This window comes from Pseudomonas sp. KD5 (assembly GCF_012932895.1).
In the GTDB taxonomy this organism is placed as follows: domain Bacteria; phylum Pseudomonadota; class Gammaproteobacteria; order Pseudomonadales; family Pseudomonadaceae; genus Aquipseudomonas.
Window position 1 is genome coordinate 102,476 of sequence record NZ_JDWJ01000002.1, and the last position, 11,793, is coordinate 114,268.

Consider the following 11,793-nt stretch of genomic DNA (forward strand, 5'->3'; position numbering starts at 1 on the left):
TCAGGCCCGCCCCCCTGGATCAGTGCCCGCCCACCACCATATGGCTAAACGGCGCCACATACGCCTGCAACGTCACCAGCCCGCCGACCAGAATCGCCAGCACCACGGAGTGGAAAAACACGTAGCGCAGGATTTCCCCTTCATGGCCGTACCAGCGGGTGGCGGTGGACGCGACCACGATCGACTGGGCGTCGACCATCTTGCCCATGACCCCGCCAGAACTGTTCGCGGCGGCCATCAGCACTGGGCTCAGGCCCAGTTGCTCGGAGGTCACCCGTTGCAAGCCGCCGAACAGCACGTTGGAGGCCGTGTCCGAGCCGGTCAGGGCCACGCCGAGCCAGCCGAGCAGGGTGCCGAACATCGGATAGAAAATGCCCGTTGCAGCGAAGGCCAGGCCCATGGTGGCGTCGAGGCCCGAGTAGCGGGTCAGGAAGCCCAGGGCGAGCATCGCCACAATGGTGGTGAGCGAATAGCGCACTACCCACAGCGTTCGCAGGTAATGGTGCAGCAGTTGCGGGATGGAATAACCCATCAGCAGCCCGCCAAGGATCGCCGCGAGCAAGATGCCGCTACCGGTGCTGGTGAACCAGGTGAACTTGTAGATCGCGTCCTCGGTTTTCGGCGCGGGCACCACGGGCGGGACCTTCTCGATCTGTTGATGAATCGTGGTGAAGGTCACGCTCGGGGCAAAGATCGGGTTGGCCTCGCGCATTGGCTTGCCCTGAGGATCAAGTCTGGCCGAGTGGGTTTGCGGATCCATGGCCGGGCGGGTATCGAACAGGTTTTTGAAGCTTTGGGTGCCCCAGGCGAAAACGAACACCGTGAGGATGATCCACGGCATCCATGCGCGCATTACGGCGGGTTTTGCATCGCTGGCAAAGGTCGCGCTGGCGACGGGTTTTTCGTCATGCTCTTCGGCTATTTTGGAATGGTCGACTCGCCCTGACAGGGCGGCCGAGGTATGCACCGTGGCCGGTTTCCAGACCCTGAGGAAACCAGTCAGGCAGGCCATGGAAATCAGTGCCGCGATGACGTCCACCAGCATTGGCCCGTGGTAGTTGGAGACGAGGAATTGCGGTATGGCGAAGCTGACGCCGGCAACCAGAATCGCCGGCCAGATTTCCAGCATCTTGCGCCAACCGGCGAAGGCCCAGATCAGCCAGAACGGCACGATCACCGAGAAGAACGGCAACTGGCGACCGACCATCATCGACAGCTCCATTTCATCCAGCCCGGTCACTTTGGCCAAGGTGATGACGGGCGTGCCCAGTGCACCGAACGCCACGGGCGCGGTATTGGCGATCAACGCCAGGCCAGACGCGGCCAGGGGCGAGAAACCCAACCCGATCAAAATGGCCCCGGTTACCGCCACGGGAGTGCCGAAACCGGCGGCCCCTTCGAAGAAGGCACCGAAGCAGAAGGCAATCAGCAGCAACTGCAGACGTCGATCGTCGGTGATGCGCGCCAGGGAGTCTTGCAGCACTTTGAACGAGCCGTTCTCGGTGGTCAGCCGATGCAGGAAAATAATGTTGAGCACGATCCAGCCAATCGGCAACAGACCGTTGGCGGCGCCGAACAGTGCGGCCGAGCCCGCCATGTTCGCGGGCATGCCGAAGGCGAAAATCGCGATCAGCAAGGCCGAACCCAGGGCCAACAACGCCGCCAGATGTGCCTTGATGTGGAAAAACGCCAGGGAAACCAGCATCACCACCACCGGCGTCGCCGCCATGAGCGTTGATAGCACCGGATTACCGAAGGGGTCGTAGATTTGCTGCCAGACCATTTTCCACCTCTGCTTTTTATTGTGGGTAGCGCGGGGAAGGTGGCTTGAGTATAGGTGGCATTACGCTGCTGTCCTGGCGGGCGCTTACCAGCCCTACGATGCGTGTTAGGTTTCTAGACCCTCCTGAAGCGTGCGCTCCTTTCGACCATCGCCACGATCGTTTCGAAGAGTTCGTCCTGTGCCTGCTCCGCGGTGATTTCTCCGGTCGCGGCAGCATGGGACAGCGCCTCGGCGGCACCGAGCATCGCCCGAAGACTCGCTGGCGCGATATCACCGGTTCCGGCGAAGGGGAGCAGGGCGTTGCGGCACTTGCCCATGAAGATCGCTTCGTACTCGCGCTTGATCTTTTCCAGCTCGGGCGAGCTCGTCAGCGCCGCGATCACACCCGGTATCTCGCGGCCCTGAAGCAGAACGCAGTCGACATAAGACGAGGCGATGACCATTGCCTTACTGGCCAGTGTCGGTTCACTGGCTTCAAGCGCGGTATCCATGAGCGCGGTCTGACGTGCGTCGAACTCCTGATAGAGCACCGCCAGCAACCCGGGGCGGGTGGTGAAGTGATCGTAAACCACCGGTTTTGTGACCCCCGCCTGTTCGGCGAGCCGGCCAAGCGTCAACGCGTCCGTACCTTCCTCTCGAACGAGTTGCCAGGCGACATCCAGCAACTGGCGCAGGCGCTCCTCCCGCGACATCCGCCGGCGCGGTTGCGGACTGGAATCTTGCTCGGGTGTTTCGGTGCTTGACATGGCTATATACCAAAAGTAGCTTACTGAGCGTAACTTACCAAGAGTATATAAGGCTCGCCTTTCACCCTCAATCACTCATTCCGTAGCAGGAGATTTTGCCATGCACGCGCTCATCGTTGTGGCTCACCATGACCCCCAATCGCTTACCCATAGCCTCGCGAGACACGTCGCTGAAGGAGTATCCGAGGCGGATGCCGACCACTCTTTCGAAATTGCGGACCTCTGGGCGCAAGGGTTCGATCCGAGATTCGGCGCGGCCGATCTCGCCGTCCATCACCGTGAAGCACCGCCGCCCGCCGATGTGGCCGCCGAGCAGGCGCGAATCGATCGCGCCGATGCACTGGTGCTGGTTTATCCGGTTTATTGGTGGTCGATGCCGGCGCTGCTCAAAGGCTGGATCGACCGTGTGTTCGCCAATGGCTGGGCGTTCGATTTCGCGGCGGATGCCAGGTTGGAGAAGAAGCTTCGCCATCTGCGGGTTCATCTGGTGGGTGTTGGCGGTGCCGACGCAGGAACCTATGCGCGCCACGGTTATGCCGACGCCATGAAGACGCAGATCGACCATGGGATCTTCGATTATTGCGGTGCTTGCGTGGTGACGTCCGAGTTGCTGCTCGAATCGGAAATCCAGGAACCGACGGTTCATCTGCAGGCTGCTCGCACGATCGGTCGTGAGCTTTTCGCTGCCTCTGGGCGCTGCGATGTGGGCCAGGATGTTCAACGTTGCCGAGCGGTCGGCGCCGAGGCTTTTTGACAGACAAAAAAAGAGCCTCAAAGCTCTTTGATGGGGAGGAAGTAGAGCCGAGAGGCTCAAGATGCGCATGAAACAAGGGGTGGGCTTATTGGGGTTCAGTTCACCCACCACTTACGCAACGGTTTAAACCTCCAACCGCTGCGTATCATCATCGTAGGAAGCCGCGGGTTCGGGCTCAAGTACCATTAGTCTACTGAGTCTGGCCGGCCTGCCTGGTGTTGAATCACCATTTTGATTTTCAGCTACCCCTGCCTGAACACCAACGCCTTCAACCCACACTCGACATCGGCATCGGGAAACTCCGGCGGATTCTCCAACCGTTGCTCAAACCGCAGGCTCGGTGCTTCGCGAGTGACGCCGTCGATGAGGAAGTCCGCGCCAAAGGCCGGATCATTCATGCAGGCCAGCACCGTACCCTGAGGGCTGAGCAACTCCGGCAGACGGCGCAGTACGCGCTGATAATCCTTGGTCAGCAGAAAACTGCCCTTCTGAAAGGACGGTGGGTCGATGATCACCAGATCATAAGGGCCGCTATTGATCACTTTGCCCCAGGACTTGAACAGGTCGTGGCCGAGAAAGCTCACCTTGCTCAAGTCATGGCCGTTGAGCCGGTGATTGTCGCGACCACGGCTCAGGGCCGCGCGGGACATGTCCAGGTTGACCACATGCGTAGCGCCTCCCGCGATGGCGGCCACTGAAAACCCGCAGGTATAGGCAAACAGGTTCAGCACCCGCTTGCCGTCAGCATTGGCCCGCACCCAATCGCGGCCGTAGCGCATGTCGAGAAACAGGCCGGTGTTCTGTTTGCGGCCCAGGTCCACGCGATACTGCAGGCCGCCCTCGGTGATCGTCATCTCCTCGATCGGCTCCCCGAGCAGCCATTCGGTGGTGCTTTCCTGCAAATAGCGATGTTGCAGCAGCAAGGTATGCGCGCCTGAGGCTTTCCACGCAGGTGACTGCGTGATCGCCATCAGTCGCTGCTTCAAATCATCCAGTTGCGACGCTTGCGGCTCCTTGAACACGCAGACCAGCACCACGCCCTGGAGCCAGTCGACGGTCAATTGCTCCAACCCCGGCCAGCAGCGCCCACGGCCGTGAAACAGCCGACGGGTTTCTGCGGGGGCGGCCGCAAGTGCTGTCAGCAAATGGTCGTGGAGGATGGAGAGGGCGTCTGGATTCATCGGACAAGGTCGGCAATGTAGAAGGGGGCGGCATTTTAACCACAATTATGCGCGGACAAACGGTCGGGTTTACCGGCCTGGACGGAGAATGTCCTGGATAGGTGTATCAAAAATGAATTTTCCGTGAAGTCCGCTGTTCATACCTGTAGGTGGCGGATTTGAGCCTGCGAAACTATTTGCGCAATCAGGGAGTGGCACAGTGATGAGTCCAGTATCGACGGCGGGCGCGCATTTGTCTGACGGATTGATTCTTGTGGTTGAGGACGACCCGTTGATCCTCGAGTTTCTTTGCGAAATTCTTCAGGAGGAAGGCTTTGCGGTTGAACCACAGATCAGCGCGGATGCGGCTTCGCAGTTTCTGGAGCAGCACGCGCCGGAGGTGGGGCTGTTGCTGACGGACATCACCATGCCGGGAAAACTCAATGGCGCGGACCTGGCCAATCAGTTTGGCGACCGTTGGCCAGACAAACCGATCATGATCATGTCCGGCTTCGAAACTCCGAAAAGCTCCGGGGTCAAGCATCCGGTTTCGTTCATCAAGAAACCCTGGGCGGTGGGGCAGTTGCTCGATTGTGTGCAACGCGCCTTGCAGTCGACCCGAACCGTGTAGGAGCTGGTGTACATTAGCTGACAACATTTGCCTGGCTCTTGCAAAAGGAAGTCGCCCTTTGTCTGTCAAAACATCCCTGCTCAACGGGTCATACCGTGGCTTGCTGTTCGATATGGACGGCACCATCCTCAACTCCATCGCCGCCGCCGAGCGGATCTGGACAACCTGGGCCGTGCGCCACGGCGTCGATGTCGAAACCTTCCTGCCGACCATCCATGGGGTTCGCGCCATCGACACCATCAATCGCCTGGCGTTGCCAGGGGTAGATGCCGAAGCTGAAGCGGCGTGGATCACCGAGGCGGAAATCGATGATGTGGAGGGGATTGTCGAGGTGTCCGGCGCGGCGAATTTCCTCAAGTCGCTGCCCGCCCACCAATGGGCCATCGTTACCTCTGCGCCGCGGGCCCTGGCGTTGCGCCGAATGGCCGCTGCCGGCATTCCCGAGCCTGGCGTGATGGTGACCGCCGAAGACGTCAGCGCCGGCAAGCCCGACCCTGCGGGCTATCGGCTGGCGGCTCGTCGACTGCAGGTTGATCCAGCCGAGTGCCTGATCTTCGAAGACGCCGACGTCGGAATTCGCGCAGGTGAAGCGGCGGGTGCCAACATCATGGTCATCACCGCGACCCACGTTCATCCCCTTCAGACCCGGCACGCCACACTGGCCAGTTATGACTCGGTCACGAGCCATGTGGATGGCAATAACCTGATCCGCTTACACTTTTTATAATCGACACGGCCCTGATGCGGTCAGTTCAGTAGATCCCCGGAATCAATCGCCAGCTACGGGCGCAATAAGCGTCGTATTCGCTGCCGAACTGCGTGCGTAACAGCGCTTCTTCAGAGCGAATGCGGGCGATCAGCGGTATCAACATCAGTGCCACCAGCAGCAACCCGACGCCGGAACGAAAGGCCAGCGCCCAGCCCACGCCATTGATCAGCAGCCCCAGGTAACTGGGGTTGCGCACATTCCGATAAATTCCGTCGGTGACCAGGCGGTGTCCTGGCTGAATCGCCACTAATCCGCTGAAGCGCTTGCCCAGTACAAACACCGGCCACATCCGCAACGCGCCGCCGCCAATGAACAGCAGCGCTCCCAGCCAACGCACGCCCTCGCCACCGAAGGTCCAGAAGTCGATCCGGTCGGTGTAGGCCGGCAGATACCCGCTCAACAACCCGAGCACCCCGAAAACCGGCAGCACCCAGCGATTGGCCCGGTCTTCACGTTCGCCAGTGCTCAAATTGCCCTCACTGAACAACGACGCGATCGCCATCACCAGGGTCGCAAGCGCAATGACCACCAGCGGTGGATGCGAGGAAAACGCCGCCAACCCGCCCAGCCCGAACACCGCGAGAGCGAGGTAGGCAAGGGTGCTGACGAGGGCGAAAAACGCGAGTTTGGCTGAGATTTTCATAACTGATCTCGCAAAAAGGGCATATCACCAGTGTAGAGGGCAGCCCGTTATGAGAGCGGTAGTCGTCGAGCAGGGTGAACTAAGCTTGGATAAGGATGAGCCTGTCCGTTCACTTCCGGCCCGTTGAAAGATCTCAACGCGCCGGTGCTGTCACAAGGAGCACACGATGCTTCACATCAGAACGCCCCTGATTCTGCACCCGGGTCTGTCGACTCCGACCCGGCGAATCTGGCTCAAGCTGGAAAACCTGCAACCCAGCGGCTCGTTCAAACTGCGCGGCATGGGCCTGTTGTGCAGCCAGGCGGCAGAGCAGGGCAAGCGCAAAGTCGTCTGTCCTTCCGGTGGCAATGCCGGTCTGGCCACGGCGGTGGCCGCTGCCAACCTTGGGCTGAAGGCCTGCATCGTGGTGCCGAACACGACCCCGGAAACCACCCGCGCCAGGATCAGGAAAACCGGTGCCGAGGTGATTGTCCATGGCAAGGTCTGGGACGAGGCCAATCAACGGGCGAAAGAACTCGCGCAGGGCGCAGACACCGAATATGTACCGGCTTTCGATCACCCGGTGTTGTGGGAGGGGCACAGCACGATGATCGATGAAATCCTCGAGGACTGCCCTCAAGTCGATGCGTTGGTGACATCCGTGGGGGGGGGCGGATTGCTGGCGGGCCTGCTCACCGGCCTGATCCGTCATCAGCGCATGGATTGTCGGATCGTTGCATGCGAAACCCAAGGGGCGGCGTCGTTCGCTGCCGCCATCGCTGCCGGGCACCCGGTCAGACTGCCGCGCATCGACACCGTTGCCACGTCACTCGGCGCCGCGCAAGTGGCCGCCTGGCCGGTGCAGCACATCCTTGATTTCCCGCATGAATGCGTGGTGCTCAGCGATGATGAGGCGATCATGGGCGTGGTTCGTTACGCCAACGACCTGCGCCAGTTGGTCGAACCGGCGTGTGGCGTTTCATTGGCGATTGCCTACCTCGACCATCCGGCAATTGCCGAGGCCCATGATGTGGTGATTGTCGTGTGCGGCGGCGTCAGCATCAGCGCGCAACTGGTCGCCAGCTGGGCACGTTTGTCCGCAGGAGTCGAGAAGAACAGCGCTGAAGCAAGGTAGGGCCGTCATTAGCCCTACCGCTTGCATTTGAGACTTTATTGACCCGCTGGCACACCTTCCTGAACGAGGATCGCTCTGGCCAGGTCTTCATCGCTGGCCTTTAAGTCGGGATGATTTTGACGAATCTCCTTCAGTACCGACTCCAGGTAGACGCCACGGATCGTACCGCCGCTGGCGACAAAACTGGAGGCGTCATCCCGGGCAGGGACGACCATTTTGTGATCCTTGAACGTTGAGTACAGCGATGCGGAGATCCCGGCTGAGGTGGCGACATCGCCCGCATCCACACGGGCCATGGCTGAGCCAAAGGGCAAGCAAAGCACGAGTGAAGATACTAAAAACAGACGGCGCATGACGGCGTCCTCCGAAAGCGTGAAGCGTGAAGGAAGTAACACATAATTTAGGATGCCTGGCGGTGGTCAGGAGTTCCCTGCCGATCGATATATGCCTCACTCAATACCAGCCAGATCTATCGTCATGCGATCCGTAACGGGAGCGTCGATGCTCTCGACCGAGCGCTCACCGGCGCGTTCGAGCAGCGGATACGCCAGGGCGGCGATGTGGTGATGCAGGCGCCGGTAATCACGCAGTACCCGCTGGAAAATATCACCGGATTGCGCCCAGGTACTTTTGTCTTCCTGCAACTGGCGAAAGTGCTCGCGGCTGGCGCAGGCTTCGAGTCTTCTGACGGTCTCCTTGCGCTGGATCAGTTGATGGGCGGTGGCGATGTCTTCGCGCAGGAACACGGTGATTGCCAGGCTCAGGCTTTCCAGAACGGCGTCGTGCAGCGGGGCGATGTTGCCCAGTTCGAAGGCCGAGAACTGTTCACCCCGGCGCAAGCGGCGCACGGCCAATTGCGTGAGGCTGCTGGAAAGAATGTCGGCGGCATGTTCGAGGTTGATCACGAACGTGAGGATTTCCTGGGAACGATCGGCATCGCTGTCACTGATGCCTTCCTTGCCGATGTCGGCCAGATAAGCGCGAATCGCCGCGCTGAGCAGGTCCAGGGATTGATCGATCCGCTGCACTTCATCGGCGCAGGCCGGTAGCGATGTGTGGAACAGCTGCAGCATCCGGCCGAGCATGGCCGAGAACATGTCGGTCATGCGCAACGCTTCGCGAGCGGCATTCGACAGGCCGATGTTGGCCACTTCCAGGCCGGCCTCGTCCAGATAGCACGGCATGCCGGGATCGACATCCCGCTCAGGTGCCGGCAGCAGTCGGGTGAGGGCATTGGCGAGTATGTCGGTCAGACCGATGAACACCAACGCCAGCAGTAGATTGAAACCGGTGTGCAGGCACACCACCAGGGTCGAGGGCGCGAGCGGCGCCTGAGCGAGCAACCCGGCAAACGGCAAGACCGCCAGAGCACCCACCGCGCGCACCAGCAGGTTGCCCAGCGGCAGGCGTCGGCCGACGCTCGATCCGGCGTTGATGACCGAGGGCAGCGCACCGCCAATGTTCACCCCCAGCACCAGCGCGACGATGGTGCTGGCCGAGAGCATGCCAGTGGCGGCCAGCGAGACGATCAGCAACACCACGGCCACGCTGGAGTGGCACAGCCAGGTGAGGATCAGCGCCACCAGCAGCGCAATGACCAGATCGCCCTCGAGGCTCTGCATGATCAACTGGAAAATCGGCGTGCCTTCGACTTCCGCCAATGTGGAGCCGAGCATGTGCAAGGCCAGCAGCATCAGCCCCAGGCCGATCAGTGCACAACCGACGCTTTCGTAGCGCGAGTCATCGCGCAGCCGAAAGACGATCAGGCCCGCCAGCAAAACGCTGGGCGTGAGCATCGACACATCGACGCTGAGCAACTGCACCACCAGGGTTGAGCCGATGTTGGCGCCGAGCATCACCGCCAGGGCCGGCGCCAGTCCCAGCGTCCCGGCGGCAGTGAATGAGGTCGCCATCAGGCTCACGGCGGTGCTGCTTTGCAAGACCCCGGTGATGCCGATTCCTGACAGCAACGCCATCCAGCGGTTGTTCAGGTTGTGGCCCAGCCACTGACGCAGCGGCGTGCCGAAGCCGCGCAACAGCGCCGAAGAAATCATATGAGTGCCCCATAGCAACAGGGCGATGGAGCCGGCGAGATTGATCAGTAGAGTAGTTCCCGACATGAGGACTCTCCCTTGTTTCGTGTTGCATTTATTGAAGGCCCGGAGCGCGGTTCGTGGTATCTGAATTAACACCCGTGATTGCGGTGTTACTTGATGGTCCACAACTAATTCAAATAATTCAGCTTTTGACGGGCAATAAAAAGTTGTCGAATTCCCGTTTAAGGAAACCGTTCTGGAAGGACTTTAAAGTGCCTTCAGATCAATTGAAAATGCATGCCCCGATAGACAGGCCGAGCATCAGGCTCGCCTGCTGGAAGAGGCGCGCGATGCGCCGACTTTGTGGGTCCTGACTGTCGTCGAAGCTCCAGCGTTGCTGAAGCCGGCCGGTCGTCGGGCAGACACGCCAGTTGGCACGAGGGCGCACCTTGGCGTGGGTAGAAGGGGCGGAGAACGGGGCGCAGAGCCGAGTCGTCAGCAGACGCTCACGGCAGAGCTTGACCCGCATGGTCGATGCAAAGGCGCGTACGCCCGGCATTACAGTGTTTTTGAAGTTCATAACATGCCTCTGGGCCGGACTGATTCCGGTGAGGCAAGTTACGGTGGAGCCTCAAGCTCTAGCGCAGCTCACCCGACCGAAAAGTCGAGGCCCGTCATTGTCTGGGTTATGTGCCAGATCCTGCGTGTGAGCAGTCATCCGACAGCGACTAGATACTGTGTCCATTGAATTCTTTTGTGAGTTGAAAAAAGCCGTTGTTATCGGCCGGCGCAATTTACTCAGGCAGGTTGGCAAAGTCAATCGCCGATAGCCGGTTAAGGTTGTGTTGAAGGGGGGAAGTTGGAAAGTGTTCAGGTCAATGACAGTTAATTGTCATTTTGAATGATCGTTAAATGGGAAATTAAACATAGAGTATGAACGCCACGTAGCAGACCGTATGCGGTCATGCTGGCGATATTCTCCAGCCTGATCGATTATCGCATCCAGGGCTGGCTTGAATGAGTGGAGGGCAGGTGGGCGTCGATATCGAATGCGTGGTAGTCGGGGCTGGCGTGGTCGGGATGGCGGTGGCCAGAGCCCTGGCCCGGACCGGGCGAGAAGTGATCCTGGTCGAGGCGGGCGAGGGGATTGGCGTGGGCATCAGCTCGCGCAATTCGGAAGTGATCCACGCCGGGATCTATTACCCGAGCGGCAGTCTCAAGGCGCAATTGTGCGTGGAGGGCAAGCAACGCCTGTATACCTTCTGCGATGAGCGCGGTGTCGATTACCGGCGCCTCGGCAAGCTGATCGTGGCCACCGATGACCGTCAGCGCCATGCCTTGCAGGCGTTGCTGGAGCAAGGCCGGCGCAACGGTGTCGATGACCTGCAATTACTGGATGCCGGTCAGGCACGAGCGCTTGAGCCGGCGTTGTTTTGCGTTGCAGCGCTTTGGTCACCGTCCACCGGGATTGTCGATTCCCATGCCTTGATGCTGGCGCTTCAGGCCGATGCCGAAGCCTGGGGCACCTCGGTGGCCTTTCATACGCCGTTTGCATCGGCCCGTTGTACCGAACAGGGTTTCGAGCTGCACATGGGGGGGACTCAGCCGATGACCTTGAGCTGTCGTGAACTGATCAACTGCGCCGGACTGTCTGCGCCAGAGGTGGCGAGCCGGATCGAAGGCTTGCCGGCGCGGCACGTGCCCAAGGCCTGGTTGTGCAAGGGCAGCTACTTCAGTTTCAGTGGCCAGGCGCCGTTCCGGCATCTGGTTTATCCAGCACCGGAAAGCGCCGGGCTGGGCGTGCACATGACCCTGGACCTGGGCGGTCAGGCGCGTTTCGGGCCGGATGTCGAATGGGTCGAGCAAGTCGATTATCGCGTCGACCCCCATCGCGGCGAAGGCTTCTATCAGGCAATCCGGCGCTACTGGCCGGCGTTGCCCGATGGCAGTCTGCAACCGGCCTACAGCGGCATCCGCCCGAAAATCAGCGGGCCGACCGAGCCGGCCGCCGATTTCGTCATCAGCGGCCCGGACGTCCACGGCGTACCGGGCCTGGTCAATCTGTTCGGCATCGAATCGCCGGGGCTGACCAGTTGCCTGGCATTGGCCGAACGGGTGGTGCAGCACCTGACCTTAATGTAGTTCGCGATAAAGCTC

At 60.5% G+C, this 11,793-nt stretch carries 12 protein-coding genes; 5 read left to right on the top strand and 7 right to left on the bottom strand.

Annotated features, from left to right (window positions below; genetic code table 11):
• Window positions 1-19: 19 nt before the first annotated feature.
• Both AF70_RS04155 and AF70_RS04160 read right to left on the bottom strand, forming a co-directional pair.
• Window positions 20-1,783 (bottom strand): L-lactate permease, encoded by a 1,764-nt coding sequence (locus AF70_RS04155; protein ID WP_028940715.1) that lies wholly within the window; start codon window positions 1,781-1,783, stop codon window positions 20-22.
• A gap of 113 nt (window positions 1,784-1,896) precedes the next feature.
• Window positions 1,897-2,529: a TetR/AcrR family transcriptional regulator gene (locus AF70_RS04160; RefSeq protein WP_028940714.1), complete on the bottom strand. Its 633-nt coding sequence runs from the start codon at window positions 2,527-2,529 to the stop codon at window positions 1,897-1,899.
• A gap of 100 nt (window positions 2,530-2,629) precedes the next feature.
• Here AF70_RS04160 and AF70_RS04165 point away from each other — a divergent pair, with 100 nt between their 5' ends.
• Window positions 2,630-3,283, top strand: a complete 654-nt coding sequence (locus AF70_RS04165; protein ID WP_028940713.1) for an NAD(P)H-dependent oxidoreductase — start codon at window positions 2,630-2,632, stop codon at window positions 3,281-3,283.
• 242 nt (window positions 3,284-3,525) lie between these two features.
• Here the strand turns inward: AF70_RS04165 and AF70_RS04170 are convergent, their stop codons facing one another.
• Window positions 3,526-4,464 carry a class I SAM-dependent methyltransferase gene (locus tag AF70_RS04170; protein WP_019578716.1) on the bottom strand — a complete coding sequence of 313 codons (939 nt, stop codon included), beginning with the start codon at window positions 4,462-4,464 and terminating at the stop codon, window positions 3,526-3,528.
• Between the two features lie 202 nt (window positions 4,465-4,666).
• Between AF70_RS04170 and AF70_RS04175 the strand changes: the two genes are divergently transcribed.
• Together AF70_RS04175 and AF70_RS04180 are read left to right on the top strand one after the other, a co-directional pair.
• The gene (locus AF70_RS04175; protein WP_028940712.1) at window positions 4,667-5,074 is read left to right on the top strand and encodes a response regulator; all 408 of its coding nucleotides are present in this window, start codon (window positions 4,667-4,669) and stop codon (window positions 5,072-5,074) included.
• A 58-nt stretch (window positions 5,075-5,132) separates the two neighbouring features.
• Complete coding sequence (locus AF70_RS04180; protein ID WP_028940711.1) at window positions 5,133-5,801, top strand: HAD-IA family hydrolase; 669 nt, start codon at window positions 5,133-5,135, stop codon at window positions 5,799-5,801.
• 25 nt (window positions 5,802-5,826) lie between these two features.
• On the opposite strand, the gene AF70_RS04185 is transcribed toward AF70_RS04180, so the two are convergent.
• Window positions 5,827-6,486 (bottom strand): isoprenylcysteine carboxylmethyltransferase family protein, encoded by a 660-nt coding sequence (locus AF70_RS04185; RefSeq protein ID WP_028940710.1) that lies wholly within the window; start codon window positions 6,484-6,486, stop codon window positions 5,827-5,829.
• A 166-nt stretch (window positions 6,487-6,652) separates the two neighbouring features.
• Here AF70_RS04185 and AF70_RS04190 point away from each other — a divergent pair, with 166 nt between their 5' ends.
• A complete protein-coding gene (locus AF70_RS04190) occupies window positions 6,653-7,600 on the top strand; it encodes a pyridoxal-phosphate dependent enzyme (RefSeq protein ID WP_028940709.1) in 948 nt (315 codons plus the stop codon).
• Window positions 7,601-7,635: 35 nt separating this feature from the next.
• On the opposite strand, the gene AF70_RS04195 is transcribed toward AF70_RS04190, so the two are convergent.
• From AF70_RS04195 to AF70_RS04205, 3 genes are all read right to left on the bottom strand, one after another.
• Window positions 7,636-7,953 carry a DUF2388 domain-containing protein gene (locus AF70_RS04195; RefSeq protein WP_019578720.1) on the bottom strand — a complete coding sequence of 106 codons (318 nt, stop codon included), beginning with the start codon at window positions 7,951-7,953 and terminating at the stop codon, window positions 7,636-7,638.
• A 96-nt stretch (window positions 7,954-8,049) separates the two neighbouring features.
• The gene (locus tag AF70_RS04200) at window positions 8,050-9,720 is read right to left on the bottom strand and encodes a Na/Pi cotransporter family protein (protein WP_019578721.1); all 1,671 of its coding nucleotides are present in this window, start codon (window positions 9,718-9,720) and stop codon (window positions 8,050-8,052) included.
• Between the two features lie 199 nt (window positions 9,721-9,919).
• Complete coding sequence (locus AF70_RS04205) at window positions 9,920-10,216, bottom strand: hypothetical protein (RefSeq protein WP_019578722.1); 297 nt, start codon at window positions 10,214-10,216, stop codon at window positions 9,920-9,922.
• Between the two features lie 452 nt (window positions 10,217-10,668).
• Between AF70_RS04205 and AF70_RS04210 the strand changes: the two genes are divergently transcribed.
• Window positions 10,669-11,778 carry an NAD(P)/FAD-dependent oxidoreductase gene (locus tag AF70_RS04210; RefSeq protein ID WP_028940708.1) on the top strand — a complete coding sequence of 370 codons (1,110 nt, stop codon included), beginning with the start codon at window positions 10,669-10,671 and terminating at the stop codon, window positions 11,776-11,778.
• Window positions 11,779-11,793: the final 15 nt, after the last annotated feature.

Bases quoted from the DNA above. Each gene is read 5' to 3' on its own strand.
- AF70_RS04155 (WP_028940715.1), bottom strand. From the start codon at position 1,783: ATGGTCTGGCAGCAAATCTACGACCCCTTCGGTAATCCGGTGCTATCA.
- AF70_RS04160 (WP_028940714.1), bottom strand. From the start codon at position 2,529: ATGTCAAGCACCGAAACACCCGAGCAAGATTCCAGTCCGCAACCGCGC.
- AF70_RS04165 (WP_028940713.1), top strand. From the start codon at position 2,630: ATGCACGCGCTCATCGTTGTGGCTCACCATGACCCCCAATCGCTTACC.
- AF70_RS04170 (WP_019578716.1), bottom strand. From the start codon at position 4,464: ATGAATCCAGACGCCCTCTCCATCCTCCACGACCATTTGCTGACAGCA.
- AF70_RS04175 (WP_028940712.1), top strand. From the start codon at position 4,667: ATGAGTCCAGTATCGACGGCGGGCGCGCATTTGTCTGACGGATTGATT.
- AF70_RS04185 (WP_028940710.1), bottom strand. From the start codon at position 6,486: ATGAAAATCTCAGCCAAACTCGCGTTTTTCGCCCTCGTCAGCACCCTT.
- AF70_RS04190 (WP_028940709.1), top strand. From the start codon at position 6,653: ATGCTTCACATCAGAACGCCCCTGATTCTGCACCCGGGTCTGTCGACT.
- AF70_RS04195 (WP_019578720.1), bottom strand. From the start codon at position 7,953: ATGCGCCGTCTGTTTTTAGTATCTTCACTCGTGCTTTGCTTGCCCTTT.
- AF70_RS04200 (WP_019578721.1), bottom strand. From the start codon at position 9,720: ATGTCGGGAACTACTCTACTGATCAATCTCGCCGGCTCCATCGCCCTG.
- AF70_RS04205 (WP_019578722.1), bottom strand. From the start codon at position 10,216: ATGAACTTCAAAAACACTGTAATGCCGGGCGTACGCGCCTTTGCATCG.